This is a genomic window from Streptomyces pristinaespiralis (assembly GCF_001278075.1).
Taxonomy (GTDB): Bacteria; Actinomycetota; Actinomycetes; order Streptomycetales; family Streptomycetaceae; genus Streptomyces; species Streptomyces pristinaespiralis.
The window spans coordinates 3,973,118-3,987,795 of the sequence record NZ_CP011340.1 but is presented as its reverse complement, the minus strand read 5'-3'; the positions used below and the strand labels follow the sequence as shown (position 1 = coordinate 3,987,795).

Here is a 14,678-nt window from a genome sequence, read left to right as displayed (position 1 = left end):
TCAGGCCCTGGCGGCGCCGCCGCCGTTCTCGTCGTCGCCGTCCTCAGGGAGCTTGCAGACCCGCTCCAGGAAGACGGCGGCGGCGATCACGGCGATGCCGGTCACCACCGCGAAACCGGCGTAGATCGCCTGGTCGCGGCGGGCCGGGACGTCGAGGGAGCCCAGCAGGAACACGCCCGTGCCGCCGTACATGCCGCTGACCAGGGCCGCCACCAGGGCGCTCGCCTGGCCGAAGACCACCGCGCGCGCGGCCATCAGCGGCTCGACACCCTTGGCGCCCGGCCGGCGTTCGCGCTGGGCGCGCAGGCGGGCGCGCAGCGAGAGCGCGGTCGCGGCGAGGACGACGGCGATCGCGGCGAGCACGATCGGCGCGGCCAGCGGCACGCTCGGCAGCGTGCCGAGCGAGTCCCACAGGCGGGCGCCGCCCCACGAGAGGACGCCTGCCACGGCGAAGAGACCGGCCAGCACACCGAGCCGTAGTTGCTTCACCGAGAAAGCCGCCCTTCGCCTGTCGTTCCTGACCCGCCGACCCCGCCGGGGGAGATCGTTCCGTACGAGCCTAACGACTACTCGGGCAGCCGCAGTTCCAGGTCGCCGCGCGGCTGGACGCCGCCGGCGCCGACACCGGCCAGCAGCTCGGCCACGGCGCCGCGGCCGGGCAGCTGCGCCTCCGGCTGCACGTCGTGCCACGGGGCGAGTACGAAGGCACGCTGATGGGCGCGCGGGTGCGGCAGGGTGAGGGCCGGATCGTCGGACACGACGTCCGCGTAGGCCACGATGTCGACGTCGATGGTGCGCGGGCCCCAGCGCTCGTCGCGGACGCGGTCGAACGCCTCCTCGATGGCCTGGCCGCGCTCCAGGAGCGAGGACGGCGGCAGGGTCGTCCTGATCACGACCACCGCGTTGAAGTACGACGGCTGGCTGCCCGGGGCGACGCCCCACGGCTCCGTCTCGTACACGGGGGACACCGCCTTCACCCGGAGGCCGGGAGTGTCCTCGAGGGCGTCGATGGCGCCCTGGAGGGTTTCCAGGCGGTTTCCGAGGTTGGAGCCGAGGGAGAGCACGGCGTCCTTCGGGTTGGACAAGGTGACATCGGCCGCATCGACCTGTTCCGTGACGGACGCCGGCACCGGCTGCACGGTCGGGTCGCTCGCTGCCTGGTTCATACTCGGCTCCGGGTGATCGTGATGGTCACGTCGTCGAAGGGCACCGTGATCGGGGCGTCCGGCTTGTGCACCACCACTTCGACCTCCTCGACAGGGTCGTGCTTGAGGCACACCTGGGCGATCCGCTCGGCCAGCGTCTCGATCAGGTCCACCGGGTCGCCCTCGACGACGGCGACGACCTCCTCCGCGACCACTCCGTAGTGCACGGTCTTCGCCAGGTCGTCGTCGGCCGCCGCGGGGCGGGTGTCCAGACCGAGCACCAGGTCGACGATGAAGGTCTGGCCCTCTTCCCGTTCCTTGGGAAAAACGCCGTGGTGCCCACGGGCCTTGAGGCCGCGCAGCGCGACACGATCCACGCGAATCACTCCTGCTTCTGTAGGTCTGCGGGCACGCGGCCACGTGCGGATGGCGTGGTGCCCGCGTTCGAATCTACCTGCGAGCACCGACAGGACCTGCCCATGGGGCCGTGGAGGACTCACGAGAGGCCGGGTAGGCGCGTATACCCGCGCATGCGCGGCGACGAACCCTTCAGGTGGCCCCTACCCACTTACGAGGGGCTGCTCTCGTCCTCTTCGCCGTCGGTTTCCGTCAGCACGGGCGAGCCGTGGTGCGACCAGATCTTCCAGCCGTCGGGTGTGCGACGGAACACGTTGGTGGCCACGACCAGCTGGCCGACGAGCGGCCCGAGCTCGCCGCCGTCCTCCGCCGGTCCGCCGCTGAGGATGTTCTCCGTACAGGTCACCAGCGCCGTGTCACCGGCCAGATGCACCTTCACGTCGGTGAGGAAGAACTGGATGTACTCGGTGTTCGCCATGATCAGGGCGTACGAGCGGAGCACCTCGCCGCGGCCGGAGAGGACCGGCCAGCCGGGGTGGATGCACGAGATGTCGTCGTCCAGCCAGAGGTCGGACAGCTCGTCGAAGTCGCCGCGTTCCATCGTCTCGTAGAAGGCGGTGTTGGCCTGCTCGACGAGCTCGGTGTCGGTCAGGCTCACCGGGCTCCCTCGACGGCCCGCGCGACCCTGACGGCGTCGGCCGTGGCCCGTACCTCGTGGACCCGGACCGCCCAGGCTCCTTCGTGGGCGGCGATGGCGGAGACCGCTGCCGTGGCGGCGTCCCGTTCGCGGGCGGGCGGCGGCGGACCGTCCTCGGCCAGTACGCGGCCGAGGAAGCGCTTGCGGGAGGCGGCCACCAGTACCGGACGGCCGAGCGCCCGCAGTTCCGCGAGATGCGCGACGAGCGCGAGGTCGTGCTCCGCCTGCTTGGCGAAACCGAGGCCCGGGTCGACGACGAGGCGCTCCGGCGCGATCCCGCCCTCGACGACGGCCTCCATACGGGCGCGCAGTTCGGCGACCACCTCGGCGACGACGTCGCCGTACACCGCGCGGCTGTTCATGTCCTCGCTGAAGCCGCGCCAGTGCATGACCACGAACGGGGCGCCGGTCGCGGCCACGACCGGGACCATCCGGGGATCGGCGAGGCCGCCGCTGACGTCGTTGACGAGCACCGCGCCGGCCGCCACCGCCTGCTCCGCGACCGCGGCGCGCATGGTGTCGACGGAGACGGTGACGCCCTCCGCGGCGAGGCCCCGCACGACGGGGACGACCCGGCGGAGCTCCTCTTCCTCGTCGACCCGGCTGGCTCCGGGCCTGGTGGACTCGCCGCCCACGTCGACGAGGTCGGCGCCCTCGGCCACCAGCTCGAGACCGCGCTTGATCGCGGCCGTGGTGTCGAACCAGCGCCCGCCGTCGGAGAAGGAGTCCGGTGTCACATTGACGACTCCCATGACCGCACAGCGATCCCACTCCGGCAGGCCGTCGGCCGTGCCCCGTCCGCGCAACGTACTCATGGAACCCAGCCTAGGCCCGTACGGACCACGCCCATGCCACTCGTGGCCGTGTGTGGCTCGTGCGGGACCTGTGCGGCGGCCGGGCCCGGCTCGGGCCGCACTCGGGCCGGGCCCGGGCGTCCACGGCCCCCGCCGTGGCGGCGCGGGCCGGGGCCGGTCCGGTCACGCCGCGCGGGCCTCACGCGGTTCCGGCCGGGCGGGCAGATGGGCGCAGGGGCGTGGCACGCGGGGGCGCCGGCGGGCGAAGGGCCGCGGCAGCGAAAGATTGACGAATCCCTCGGCCTGCATCGCGGCGAAGCCGATGCGCGGCAGGTCACGGGTGGTGGGGAAGACGACGAAGCGTGGTTCCCAGCGGGGCCGGAACTTGGCGTTGAACTTGTACAGCGACTCGATCTGGAACCAGCGGGAGAGGAACACGAGCAGTCCGCGCCACATCCGCAGCACCGGCCCGGCGCCGATCTTCTCGCCCCTGGCCAGCGCCGACCGGAACATCGCGAAGTTGAGGGAGACCCGCTCGACACCCAGGCCGGGCGCCGCCTGGAGGGCGGCGACGATCAGCAGCTCGTTCATGCCGGGGTCGGCGGAACGGTCGCGGCGCATCAGCTCCAGCGACATGCCGCCCGTGCCCCACGGGACGAAGTGGATGACTGCCTTCAGGTCGCCGTACGGGGACGTCCCGCCCTCTTCTGCCCTGTGCGCGGTGGCGATCACGGCGTCGCCGTCGGCGGGGTCGCCGATACGGCCGAGCGCCATGGAGAAACCGCGCTCGGTGTCGGTGCCGCGCCAGTCCGCGGCAGCACGGCGGATCTGCCGGATCTCGTCGTCGGTGAGATCACGGGCGCGGCGTACGCGGGTGCTGTAACCGCCCCGCTCGATGCGCTTCACCATCTGGCGCACGTTCCGCATGGCGCGCCCGGTGAGGGAGAAATCCGCGACATCCACCACCGCCTCGTCCCCGAGCTCCAGGGCGTCGAGGCCGGTCTCGCGGGTCCAGACCTCGCCGCCGGTCTCCGAGCAGCCCATCACCGCCGGGGTCCAGGAGTGGGCCTTCGCCTCGTCCATGAAGCGCTCGATGGCGCCGGGCCATGCCTCGACGTCGCCGATCGGGTCGCCGCTCGCGAGCATCACGCCGGACACGACGCGGTAGCAGACGGCGGCCTTGCCGCTGGGGGAGAAGACGACGCCCTTGTCGCGGCGGAGGGCGAAGTGGCCGAGCGAGTCACGGCCGCCGTGGACGGCGAGCAGGTCCCGCAGCCGGCGCTCGTCGTCCGCGGTGAGGCGGGCGGCCGGGTGCTCGGGGCGGAAGGCGAGGTAGATGGTGGTGACGGCGGTCAGCAGTCCCAGCGCGCCGAGGCAGTAGCCGACGGTCCAGGAGACGCCGTCGGAGTACTCGATGGGGCCCTTGAAGCCGAACAGCCCGTAGATGACGTGCTCCAGGCGGTCGGTGAGGCCAGGGTCGCCGACGACCCTGCCGGGGTGGGCGCTGACGACCACCAGACCGACGACGAGCGAACCGGCGCCCATCGAGACGAAGTTGGCGAGCGCCCGCCAGCGGCTGCGCGGGTCGGGCAGCGCGGCGAACTCGCCCCGGTGGCGCAGCAGCAGCGCCAGCAGCGCGAGCGAGAGCAGCACGCCGATGACGGAGTGCCGGTAGACGAACTGCGCGACGGCACCGGCCGGCAGCAGCACCACGGCCGCCCGCCAGGCACGGCGCTTGTGGCGCTTGATGCCGTGCGCCAGTAGGAGCAGCAGCATGCCCGCGCTAAGCGAGAGCGCCGCGGCGAACGGGCCGGTGGCGCCCGGCAGTACCTCGGCGATCGTGTGCATCCGGCTGTGCCGGAAACGCGGGAAGATCCCTGCCGCGATGTCGATCAGACCGACGAACGTGCAGGCCGTGCCGACCAGGGCCGGGACCGTCTCGGGCCGTGGGCCGTGCAGTACGCGGCGCACCCGATTCGGAACCGATCCTGATTTGTCCCCATCTAGCGTTGCAGACATCGCTTCCCGTGATTTCGGATGAGATCCCGTGCCCAAGGCCTCAGGTCGGTCGGCCCGGACGATTTGCGCCCTCTAGGACGGGACTTCGGGGAGGCGGGTTCATCCGCATCCGGAATTCGTCGACAGGGAAGGCACACCCGACTCATGGGTCTGACCAGTAACAAAGTCCTGGCCTTGGCCGCCGCGGCGGCCGTGCTGCTGTTCGCCGCCACGGTGTGGCTGTGGCCACGGCTGGCGCACCGCGGGCCCCGTGCCGTGGCGGGGCGGGTCGCTCTGCTGCTCGCCACCCAGCTGTCGTTGTTCGCCGCGGTCGGGCTCGCGGCCAACAACTCCTTCCTGTTCTACGGGTCCTGGGCCGACCTCTTCGGCCGCCAGCAGGACATGGGCGTGGTCGTGGACCACTCGCAGGGCACCCATCTGAAGGTGGTCGAGAAGCAGAGGCCCGGCGTGCCGGGCGCGTCCCGCCCGGAGACGGGCGGCCAGATACACAAGGTGGTCGTGTCCGGCGCGAAGTCGGGGATCGACAGCCCCGCGTACGTCTATCTGCCGCCGGAGTACTTCCATGCCGAGCACCGCGACCGGACCTTTCCCGCGGCCGTCGTGCTGACCGGCTACCCGGGCACCGCGGAGAACCTGCTGAAGGGCCTCAAGTACCCGAGAACCGCGCACGAGCAGGCCAGGGACGGGCGGATGCAGCCGATGATCCTGGTGATGCTGCGGCCGACGGTGGCGCCGCCGCGGGACACCGAATGCGTGGACGTGCCCGGGGGGCCGAAGACGGAGACGTTCTTCGCGGAGGACCTTCCGAGAGCCGTCTCCGAGACCTACCGGGTGGGGACCCGCGCGCGCAACTGGGGCTTCATGGGCAACTCCACGGGCGGCTACTGCGCCTTGAAGATCGCGCTGCACCATCCGGAGCGGTTCTCCGCGGGTGTCGGGCTCTCGGCGTACTACAAGGCGGCCGAGGACCCGACGACCGGTGACCTCTTCCACGGCGACGACCGTGCGCGCAAGCGGGCCGACCTGCTGTGGAGCCTGGACCACCTGCCCCAGGGCCGTTCGTCGTTCCTGGTCACCACCTCACGGCAGGGGGAAGGCAACCTGGAGGGGACGCGCGCCTTCATCAAGAAGGTGAAGGCGCCCTCGCGAGTGTCGTCGATCGTCCTCGACAGCGGCGGACACAACTTCAACACCTGGCGGCGCGAGATCCCGCCGGCCCTGGCATGGCTGGCGGGCCGGCTCAGTCCTTCGTGACCGGCCCCGTCGGCGGGACCGTCGCGATGGACTCCAGCGCCACCTCCGCACGGGCGATGTCCTGGGCGTCCGCGTCGATGGAGCGCCGCAGCGCCTCGTGCAGACGGGCCGGGGTGAGGACGCCGAGGAACCGTCCGGTCTCCTCCTCGTCGATCACCGCGATCCAGCCCGCGTCGTGCTGCAGCATCGTGGAGAACGCCTGCTTGAGGGAGGCGCCCACCGGCAGCCAGGCCTCCATCCGGCGGGCGTGGTCGCGCACCGAACCGCTCTGCCCGGCCCGTTCCGCGGAGATCCAACCGTGCAGGTTCTCCTCGCCGTCCAGGACGACGGCCCAGCGCGACCCGAGGTCGCGGGGGAGCGGATCGTCGAGGTGGACGACCGGCGGCTGCTCCAGGTCCGCGGGCTCGATGGGGGTGACGGACAGCCGCTTGAGACCGCGGTCGGCGCCGACGAACTCGGCCACGTACGGGGTGGCGGGGGCGCCGAGGACGGCCGCCGGGGCGTCGAACTGCTCGATCCGGCCCTGCCCGTAGACGGCGATGCGGTCCCCGAGCCGCACGGCCTCCTCCATGTCGTGGGTGACGAACAGGACCGTCTTGCGGACCTGGGCCTGGAGCTTCAGGAACTCGTTCTGCAGGTGCTCGCGCACGACGGGGTCGACCGCGCCGAAGGGCTCGTCCATCAGCAGCACGGGCGGGTCGGCGGCCAGCGCCCTGGCCACGCCGACACGCTGGCGCTGGCCGCCCGACAGCTGCTCCGGGTAGCGGTCGCCGTACACGGAAGGGTCGAGGCCCACCAGGTCGAGCAGTTCGGCGGCACGCGCCCGGCCGGCGGACCGCTTGACGCCGAGCAGGCGGGGGACGGTCGCGGTGTTCTCCAGGACCGTCCGGTGCGGGAAGAGGCCGACCTGCTGGATCACATAGCCGATACGGCGGCGCAGTTCGACCGGGTCCGTCTCCGCGATGTCCCGGCCGTCGACGAAGATCCGCCCGCTGCTCGGCTCGATGAGGCGGTTGACCATCTTCATCGTGGTGGTCTTGCCGCAGCCGGACGGCCCGACGAGCGTGACCAGTTCGCCCTCCGCGACCTCGAAGGAGAGATCGTCGACGGCCGTCGTGCCGTCCGGGTACCGCTTGGTGACGTGCTCGAACCGGATCATGACTCCCCATTGTGACGGGTGCAGTGTGAAAGCCATGTTGCCGCAATGTGGCGGTCCCGGGGGATTGTCGGTGGCCGGGGTTAAGGTCACCAGACATACGTTCGGCGGTTGCGGGGGAGGTGGGAGTGGATGATTACGGGGCGGGCGGGCACGGAACAGGCGGCGCAGAGCTGCCTCGCGGCGAACGACTGGATCTGCGGCGAGTACATCCGCTCCCGCAGCCAGGAGCTGACCGAAGCGACGGTCCAGCATGTCTGGATCACCGTCGCGTCGGTACTGATCGGACTGGCGGTCGCCTTCCCGCTGGCGCTGCTGGCCCGCGCCAGGCCCCGGTTCGCGGGACCCGTGCTGGGGCTCACCACCCTGCTCTACACGATCCCCTCGCTGGCCATGTTCTCGCTGCTGCTGCCGTTCTTCGGGCTGTCCGCCGCCCTGGTGGTGACAGGGCTCGTGCTCTACTCCCTCACCATCCTCGTGCGGAACATCATGGCCGGGCTCGAGGCGGTCCCCGCCGAGGCGCGTGAGGCCGCCCGAGGCATGGGCTACGGCCCCGCGCGCCTGCTGTGGGAAGTGGAACTGCCGCTGGCCCTGCCAGCCTTGATGGCGGGCGTCCGGATCGCGACCGTCTCGACGATCGCGCTGACGACGGTGGGCGCGCTCGTCGGCAAGGGCGGCCTCGGCAATCTGATCGACGACGGGGTGCAGACCACCTTCAAGGCCCAAGTGCTCACCGCGTCCGTGCTCTGCGTACTGCTGGCGGCCGTCGCCGATCTGCTGCTCCTCGGCGCACAGCGGCTGCTCACCCCCTGGACCCGCATACGAACGGCGGAGGCGAAGGCCTGATGGGCGTGGTCTCGGGTGCATGGACCTGGCTCACCACCGGCGCCAACTGGTCCGGCGAGGGGGGTGCCTGGCACCGGCTCGGCGAGCATGTCTACGTCAGCGGTGTCGCTCTCGTCCTCGCGTGTGCGATCGCGCTGCCCGTCGCCCTGTGGCTCGGGCACATCGGCAAGGGCGGCGCGCTCGCGGTCAACATCTCCAACGCGGGCCGGGCCGTGCCGGTCTTCGCGGTCCTCGCGCTGTTCATGCTCACACCGCTGCGCAGTGCCGGCTATGTGCCGACCATCATCGCCCTGGTGCTGTTCGCCGTGCCGCCGCTGCTGACCAACGCGTACGTGGGCATGCGGGAGGTCGACCGGGCCGTGGTGGAGGCCGCGCGGGGGATGGGCATGTCGGGCGGGCAGGTCTTCCTGCGGGTCGAGCTGCCCCTCGCGTACCCGCTGCTGATGACCGGGCTGAGGTCGGCCGCCGTCCAGGTCGTGGCGACGGCCACGATCGCCTCGATGGTCGGCCAGGGCGGCCTCGGCCGCATCATCACCGCCGGTTTCAACACGTACAACACCCCGCAGGTGGTCGCGGGCGCGCTGCTCGCGGCGCTGCTGGCCCTCGTCGTGGAGGGTGTTCTGGTGGCCGCCGACCGGCTGCTCAGTCCCTTGCGCCGGACCGTGCCGTCGTCGGGCTGACGGCGCGCCCGGCCTGCGTGTGCCGCTATGTCGTTTCGTATGTCGCTGTGGACGGAGAACCTGATGAGCAAGACCTCACGCATCGCCGGTGCGGTACTCGGTGTGGTGGCCCTGACGGGTTCCCTCGCCGCGTGCGGCGGTGAATCCCTCGAGCAGGAGAACGCCGGCGCCTCACCGGGAAGCGGCTCGGGCAAGAAGGGCACCCTCGTCGTCGGGGCGGCGGCCTTCACCGAGTCCAAGGTCCTCGCCGAGCTGTACGCACAGTTGCTCGGCGACGCCGGTTACAAGACGTCGATCACCACCGTGAAGAACCGCGAGTTGTACGAACCGTCCCTGGAGAAGGGCGAGATCGACGTCGTACCGGAATACGCGGCGACCCTCGCCGAATTCCTCAACGCGAAGGTCAACGGACCGAAGGCGCCGGAGGAGAAGCCCGTCGCGTCGGGTGATGTCACCTCGACCGTCAAGGAGCTCACGAAGCTCGCCGAGCCCCTCGGACTGAAGGTGCTGCCCGCCGGAGAAGCCGTCGACCAGAACGCCTTCGCCGTCACGAAGGAATTCGCCGAGAAGAACAAACTGAAGACGCTCAGTGATCTCGGCAGGTCGAAGCGGCCGGTGAAGATCGCGGCGGGGGACGAGTGCGAGGTGCGGCCCTTCTGCGCGCCGGGTCTGAAGAAGACCTACGGCATCGACGTGGCGGGCATCGACCCGAAGGGCGTGGGGACCCCCCAGGCCAAGCAGGCCGTCAAGGACGGTGAGGACGACATGGTCCTCACCTACACCACCGACGGCACACTCGCGAGCTACGGCCTGGTGCTCCTGGAGGACGACAAGAAGCTCCAGAACGCGGACAACATTCTTCCGGTCGTCAATGCGAAGGACGCCGGCAGCGCCGAGATCGCCGATGTCCTCGCCGGGCTCACCAAGGTCCTGACCACCGAGGATCTCGCCGAGATGAACCGCAAGGTGGACGGAGAACGAGCGAAGCCCGCGGACGTCGCGAAGGCCTATCTGGAGTCGGAGGGACTGCTGCGGAAGTAGCCGTCGCCGTGCCCGGCATTCCCGCCCGAGAGATTTGCCGGGCCGACGCCCCATTCAGCGCCTACGCACGGTAAATTTCGGGCCATGCCACGAGGACGCCACCGTCATTCCCCGCCCCTGCACAAGCTGCTGCCTCCCTCGGCCGTCGCCGGAGCGTCGGTTCTGTGCGCCGCCGGCGCGTGGTTCGTCGGTGATGCCGTGGCGCTCCGCATGCTGGTCGCCGCGGCGGCGGCCGCCGCTGTCACCGGTGCCGTCCTCATGCGCAATTGGGACCGCGGGGCCGGGCGCAGGGTCGCGGAGCTGACCCGCGGCCGGGCCAGCGACCAGTGGAAGTTCGAGGAGCGCATAGCGGAGCTCGAGACGGACGTCGAGGAGTCCCGCGAGCTGCGGCTGAAGCTCGACGCGAAGCTGCGCGCCAAGCGGGTCGAACTCGCCGCGCTGCGGGGCGAGCACGCGGCGCTGCTGCGGCGGTACGCGAACGCGGAGACGGAGCGGGCCAGCGCCCTCGAGGGCCGCAGGCAGCTCGCGATCGAGGCGGCGGCCCCGGCGAAGGCACTGCTGCCCGCCGGCTCCACGCCGACGCCCTCGACGTATCTGCGCGCCGCCAAGGCGCTGGAGGACCTGTCGCGCAACGCCGCGGCGCAGGAGGCGAGACACACGGTCGAGGAAGCGCGCCGACGGGACCTCGCCGAGCGTTCCCGTGAGGCGGACGAGCCGCAGGGGAAGCACGCGGCGGGCGCCGGGGCAGAGCAGCATGTACGCCCGTCGTCCGCCCTCCCCGCCCGGCGGACCGTTCCGGCCGCCGCCGCGATCGTTCCGTACGGTCAGCAGCGCTCCCGCGTGAAGCGCCCCGAGGGCGGCTTCGACTTCTTCGGCACGGGCGGCGCGGCGAACGGCGCTACGGGCGAGGGCACTTCCACCGGGACCGGGCCGGGCTCCGCGGACGGTGACGGCGTCAGGGCCGTCGAGGGCGCCACTGCCCTGAGGGCCATCGAGGCACCCGGCACGCAGAAGGCCATCGAAGCGGTGCAGCACGAGGACCTGGCGGACGTGGTGGGCGAGGAGGCCCTCGCGGCCCAGCGCGTCGGCGGTCCCCGCGCGGTCGGCAAGGTCATCGACCTGACCGCGCACGACGAGACGGAGCAGCTGGACGTCGCGGGACTGCGCAACGCCGTCTCCTGAAGCGGCGGCGGCCACTCGGCGAGCGGCGGACGCTACGGGTCGAGCGGCGGACGCTGCTCGGCGCGCGGGGCGACGCTACTTGTCGATGTCGCCGACGACGAAGAACAGCGAGCCGAGGATGGCGACCATGTCGGCGACCAGCGTCCCCGGCAGCAGCACCGTGAGCGCCTGGATGTTGTTGTAGGACGCCGAGCGGAGCTTGAGCCGGTAAGGCGTCTTCTCGCCCTTGGAGACCAGGTAGTAGCCGTTGATGCCGAGCGGGTTCTCGGTCCAGGCGTAGGTGTGGCCCTCGGGCGCCTTGAGGACCTTCGGCAGCCGCTGGTTGATCGGGCCCGGCGGCAGTTCGGCGATCCGGTCGAGACAGGCGTCCGCCAGGTCCAGCGCGTTGTGCGTCTGCTCGAGAAGGACCTCGAAGCGGGCCAGGCAGTCGCCCTCCTGCCGGGTCACCACCCGGAGCGTGTCCTGCAGTTCGGGATAGGCGAGGTAGGGCTCGTCCCGGCGCAGGTCGAAGTCCACACCCGAGGCACGGGCGATGGGACCGCTGACACCGAAGGCGTGGACGGCGTCCGCGGAGAGCACTCCCACGTCACGCGTCCGGCCGCGGAAGATCTCGTTGCCGAGGACGAGGCGGTCGTACACGTCCATCCGGGAGCGGACGTCCGCGACGGCGTGCCGGGCACGGCCGAGCCAGCCGGCGGGCAGGTCCTCCTTGAGGCCGCCGACCCGGTTGAACATGTAGTGCATCCTGCCGCCGGAGATCTCCTCCATCACGGTCTGCAGCTCTTCACGCTCGCGGAACGCGTGGAACACCGGCGTGATGCCGCCCAGCTCCAGGGGATAGGAACCGAGGAACATCAAGTGGTTGAGGACCCGGTTCAGCTCGGCGAGGAGCGTACGGGACCACACCGCGCGCTCGGGTACCTCCATGCCGAGCATCCGCTCCACGGCCATGACGACACCGAGTTCGTTGGAGAACGCGGACAGCCAGTCGTGCCGGTTGGCGAGCACCACGATCTGCCGGTAGTCGCGGGCCTCGAAGAGCTTCTCCGCGCCGCGGTGCATGTAGCCGACGATCGGCTCCGCCTGCCGGATGCGCTCGCCGTCGAGCACCAGACGAAGACGCAGCACACCGTGGGTGGAGGGGTGCTGGGGCCCGATGTTGAGCACCATGTCGGTGTTCTCCGCCGCACCGCCGATGCCGACCGTCGTCTCCGTCATGCCGCCCAGTCTCTCAGAGGCCGACCCACCGGCTGCATGAGCCAGGTGAAGTCGCCGAGGCCGCCCTTCGCGGTCAGCTCCGCCGCCTCCCCGGCCCTGGCCAGGGCGCGCACATAGCCCGCGGGGTCCGACGACGCCATGGCGAGCGGTGGCCGCTCCCCGCCCACGCCCAGCCTGCGCAGCGCCTCCCGCTGGCCGGTCAGCTCCGCGCTCCCGGGCGCGGCGCACGCGTCCATCGCCACATGGGCCGTGATGTCGCAGCTTCCGTCCGGCACCGGACGCACCTCGCGGCCGTCGCGGAAGCCGGTCAGGGTGCCGAACGGCGGCCGGTCCCCGGCCGTGTGCGCGTAGTCCACCGCGACTGCGAGACCCGACGCCAGGGAGCCTGCCGCCGCCGCCCACGCCTCGTCCCGCGGTCGCCCGATCTCCGCACGCGTCCCCGGTTCTCCGAGCGGCCACCAGCGGGCGAGCCAGTCGGCGTCCGCCCCGGCGACCTCGTCGCCGAGCCGCTCCTCGCCGTCCTCGCGCACCAGAACGCGGCGGACCACCCCGTGCGCGTCGACCTCCGCGACGTCCACGGGCACGTTGTCGAGCCACTCGTTCGCGAACAGCAGCCCGTGCAGACCACGCGGGATCTCGGCGGTCCACTCGATCCGCGGGTCGAGTCCCGCGGGCCGGGCCGCCCGCTCGACGGCGTACGCGCGGACCGGCAGGCCGGGCGGCAGCGCGGCGAGCACACCGGTCAGCAGTTCACCGCGGCCCGCCCCCACGTCGATCAGCGCCGGCTCCTCAAGGCCCAGCGACCCGGCCGTCGAGGTCAGCAGCCGGGCCACGGCCGCGGCGAACAGCCTCGAGGCGTGGACGGAGGTACGGAAATGGCCGGCCGGACCCTCCGGCCGGCGGTAGAACCCCCGCGGCCCGTAGAGCGCGGTCTCCGCCGCATCCCGCCAGCCTCGCCAGTCGCCGGTCTCATACGTCACGGGCACCAGTCTCCACCTTGCGGAGTACGCCTCCGCTCACCGGATCGCCCCTCCGGTTGACCCCTGCACCTATCTGTCTTCCCTACTCTGGGTTACGTGCAGCGCCTCTATGACTTCATCCGCAGACACCCGACGGGCGTCGACACCTTCTGGGCCGTCGCGCTCTTCGGATTCGCCATGCTGTGGGTGGCCGAGGAGCCGGACGGCACCGGCCGCACCGTCGCGGCCCTCGTGATCGTCACGGCACTGAGCCTGGTCGTGGCGCTGCGCCGGCGGATGCCCGAACAGATGCTGGTCGTCACCGCACTGGCGGGTGTCGCGCAGCTCGTGTTCGACGTGGGCGTCAATCCGGCGGACTTCGCGATGCTGGTCATCATCTACACCGTCGCGGCGGCCGGCGCCCCCCGGTGGGCATCGCGGCTGGCACTGGTCGGCGGTCTGTCAGCGGCGTCGCTGGCGCAGATCCGGTGGCCGGAGGAGGCGTCCGCGGTCTCCGAGCGGATCTTCATCACCATCGTCATGAGCCTGCCGTTCGTCCTGGCCTGGGTCCTCGGCGACTCCATACGCACCCGGCGCGCTTATTTCGACCAGCTCGAGGAGCGCGCCACCCGCCTGGAGAAGGAACGCGAGGCGCAGGCCAAGGTCGCGGTGGCGGCCGAGCGCGCCAGGATCGCCCGTGAGCTCCACGACGTCGTCGCCCACAACGTGTCCGTGATGGTCGTGCAGGCCGACGGCGCCGCCTATGTGCTGGACGCCGCCCCCGACCAGGCCAAGCAGGCCCTCGAGACCATCTCGAGCACCGGCCGCCAGGCGCTCGCGGAGATGCGCCGGCTGCTCGGCGTGCTGCGCACCGGCGACGGGCCGGAGAGCGGCGAGTACGTCCCCCAGCCCGATGTGCAGCAGATCGAGGAACTGGTCGAGCACGTCCGCCGGGCGGGCCTGACCGTGGACTTCAAGGTCGAGGGGACGCCGCGGCCGCTCCCCAGCGGTGTCGAGCTCACCGCCTACCGGATCGTGCAGGAAGCACTCACCAACACCCGTAAGCACGGCGGCCCGGACGCGGGCGCCAGCGTGCGGCTCGTCTACTTCGACGACGGGCTCGGACTCCTCGTCGAGGACGACGGCCGCGGCGCCTCGCACGAGCTGTACGAGGACGGGGGCGCGGACGGCCGCGGCCACGGCCTCATCGGTATGCGGGAGCGCGTCGGCATGGTCGGCGGCACGCTGGACGCCGGGCCCCGGCCCGGCGGAGGCTTCCGTATCAGCGCGCTGTTGCCGCTCAAGCCCGCCCACTAGTGCCCACAGAACC

Annotated in this window: 15 protein-coding genes; 6 read left to right on the top strand and 9 right to left on the bottom strand. The window is 71.5% G+C overall.

Features of this window, described 5'->3' with window-relative positions; genetic code table 11:
• The 6 genes from SPRI_RS16830 to SPRI_RS16805 all read right to left on the bottom strand — a co-directional run bounded on the left by SPRI_RS16830 (position 1) and on the right by SPRI_RS16805 (position 5,012).
• A complete protein-coding gene (locus tag SPRI_RS16830; protein ID WP_005314175.1) occupies positions 1-489 on the bottom strand; it encodes a DUF3180 domain-containing protein in 489 nt (162 codons plus the stop codon).
• A 77-nt stretch (positions 490-566) separates the two neighbouring features.
• On the bottom strand, positions 567-1,166 hold the full coding sequence (gene folK, locus SPRI_RS16825; RefSeq protein WP_037774076.1) for a 2-amino-4-hydroxy-6-hydroxymethyldihydropteridine diphosphokinase: 600 nt from the start codon (positions 1,164-1,166) through the stop codon (positions 567-569).
• Positions 1,163-1,522, bottom strand: coding sequence for a dihydroneopterin aldolase (gene folB, locus SPRI_RS16820; protein ID WP_005314173.1), 360 nt, complete (start codon positions 1,520-1,522; stop codon positions 1,163-1,165). The genes folK and folB overlap by 4 nt, the downstream gene beginning before the upstream one ends.
• Before the next feature lie 191 nt (positions 1,523-1,713).
• Entirely contained in the window at positions 1,714-2,160 is a 447-nt protein-coding gene (locus tag SPRI_RS16815) for a nuclear transport factor 2 family protein (protein ID WP_005314171.1), read from the bottom strand.
• Positions 2,157-3,014, bottom strand: coding sequence for a dihydropteroate synthase (gene folP, locus SPRI_RS16810; RefSeq protein WP_005314165.1), 858 nt, complete (start codon positions 3,012-3,014; stop codon positions 2,157-2,159). The genes SPRI_RS16815 and folP overlap by 4 nt, the downstream gene beginning before the upstream one ends.
• A gap of 162 nt (positions 3,015-3,176) precedes the next feature.
• The gene (locus tag SPRI_RS16805) at positions 3,177-5,012 is read right to left on the bottom strand and encodes a phosphatidylglycerol lysyltransferase domain-containing protein (RefSeq protein WP_005314163.1); all 1,836 of its coding nucleotides are present in this window, start codon (positions 5,010-5,012) and stop codon (positions 3,177-3,179) included.
• Between the two features lie 144 nt (positions 5,013-5,156).
• Between SPRI_RS16805 and SPRI_RS16800 the strand changes: the two genes are divergently transcribed.
• A complete protein-coding gene (locus SPRI_RS16800) occupies positions 5,157-6,266 on the top strand; it encodes an alpha/beta hydrolase (protein ID WP_005314161.1) in 1,110 nt (369 codons plus the stop codon).
• Here SPRI_RS16800 and SPRI_RS16795 read toward each other — a convergent pair.
• The gene (locus SPRI_RS16795) at positions 6,253-7,425 is read right to left on the bottom strand and encodes an ABC transporter ATP-binding protein (RefSeq protein ID WP_005314159.1); all 1,173 of its coding nucleotides are present in this window, start codon (positions 7,423-7,425) and stop codon (positions 6,253-6,255) included. The two genes, SPRI_RS16800 and SPRI_RS16795, sit on opposite strands and share 14 nt — an antisense overlap.
• A gap of 129 nt (positions 7,426-7,554) precedes the next feature.
• On the opposite strand from SPRI_RS16795, the gene SPRI_RS16790 reads away from it, so the two are divergent.
• From SPRI_RS16790 to SPRI_RS16775, 4 genes are all read left to right on the top strand, one after another.
• Complete coding sequence (locus SPRI_RS16790; protein WP_005314157.1) at positions 7,555-8,268, top strand: ABC transporter permease; 714 nt, start codon at positions 7,555-7,557, stop codon at positions 8,266-8,268.
• Positions 8,268-8,948 carry an ABC transporter permease gene (locus SPRI_RS16785; protein ID WP_005314156.1) on the top strand — a complete coding sequence of 227 codons (681 nt, stop codon included), beginning with the start codon at positions 8,268-8,270 and terminating at the stop codon, positions 8,946-8,948. The genes SPRI_RS16790 and SPRI_RS16785 overlap by 1 nt, the downstream gene beginning before the upstream one ends.
• 63 nt (positions 8,949-9,011) lie before the next feature.
• Positions 9,012-9,989 carry an ABC transporter substrate-binding protein gene (locus SPRI_RS16780; RefSeq protein WP_037776438.1) on the top strand — a complete coding sequence of 326 codons (978 nt, stop codon included), beginning with the start codon at positions 9,012-9,014 and terminating at the stop codon, positions 9,987-9,989.
• 84 nt (positions 9,990-10,073) lie between these two features.
• Positions 10,074-11,171, top strand: coding sequence for a hypothetical protein (locus tag SPRI_RS16775; RefSeq protein WP_005314152.1), 1,098 nt, complete (start codon positions 10,074-10,076; stop codon positions 11,169-11,171).
• 75 nt (positions 11,172-11,246) lie between these two features.
• Here the strand turns inward: SPRI_RS16775 and SPRI_RS16770 are convergent, their stop codons facing one another.
• Positions 11,247-12,389: an NADH-quinone oxidoreductase subunit D gene (locus SPRI_RS16770; protein ID WP_037774071.1), complete on the bottom strand. Its 1,143-nt coding sequence runs from the start codon at positions 12,387-12,389 to the stop codon at positions 11,247-11,249.
• The gene (locus SPRI_RS16765; protein ID WP_005314142.1) at positions 12,386-13,378 is read right to left on the bottom strand and encodes an SAM-dependent methyltransferase; all 993 of its coding nucleotides are present in this window, start codon (positions 13,376-13,378) and stop codon (positions 12,386-12,388) included. The genes SPRI_RS16770 and SPRI_RS16765 overlap by 4 nt, the downstream gene beginning before the upstream one ends.
• 87 nt (positions 13,379-13,465) lie before the next feature.
• Between SPRI_RS16765 and SPRI_RS16760 the strand changes: the two genes are divergently transcribed.
• Positions 13,466-14,665, top strand: coding sequence for a sensor histidine kinase (locus SPRI_RS16760; protein ID WP_005314140.1), 1,200 nt, complete (start codon positions 13,466-13,468; stop codon positions 14,663-14,665).
• Positions 14,666-14,678 lie beyond the last annotated feature (13 nt).

Bases quoted from the DNA above. Each gene is read 5' to 3' on its own strand.
- SPRI_RS16800 (WP_005314161.1), top strand. From the start codon at position 5,157: ATGGGTCTGACCAGTAACAAAGTCCTGGCCTTGGCCGCCGCGGCGGCC.
- folP (WP_005314165.1), bottom strand. From the start codon at position 3,014: ATGAGTACGTTGCGCGGACGGGGCACGGCCGACGGCCTGCCGGAGTGG.
- SPRI_RS16790 (WP_005314157.1), top strand. From the start codon at position 7,555: ATGATTACGGGGCGGGCGGGCACGGAACAGGCGGCGCAGAGCTGCCTC.
- SPRI_RS16775 (WP_005314152.1), top strand. From the start codon at position 10,074: ATGCCACGAGGACGCCACCGTCATTCCCCGCCCCTGCACAAGCTGCTG.
- SPRI_RS16805 (WP_005314163.1), bottom strand. From the start codon at position 5,012: ATGTCTGCAACGCTAGATGGGGACAAATCAGGATCGGTTCCGAATCGG.
- SPRI_RS16770 (WP_037774071.1), bottom strand. From the start codon at position 12,389: ATGACGGAGACGACGGTCGGCATCGGCGGTGCGGCGGAGAACACCGAC.
- folK (WP_037774076.1), bottom strand. From the start codon at position 1,166: ATGAACCAGGCAGCGAGCGACCCGACCGTGCAGCCGGTGCCGGCGTCC.
- SPRI_RS16785 (WP_005314156.1), top strand. From the start codon at position 8,268: ATGGGCGTGGTCTCGGGTGCATGGACCTGGCTCACCACCGGCGCCAAC.
- SPRI_RS16780 (WP_037776438.1), top strand. From the start codon at position 9,012: ATGAGCAAGACCTCACGCATCGCCGGTGCGGTACTCGGTGTGGTGGCC.
- SPRI_RS16795 (WP_005314159.1), bottom strand. From the start codon at position 7,425: ATGATCCGGTTCGAGCACGTCACCAAGCGGTACCCGGACGGCACGACG.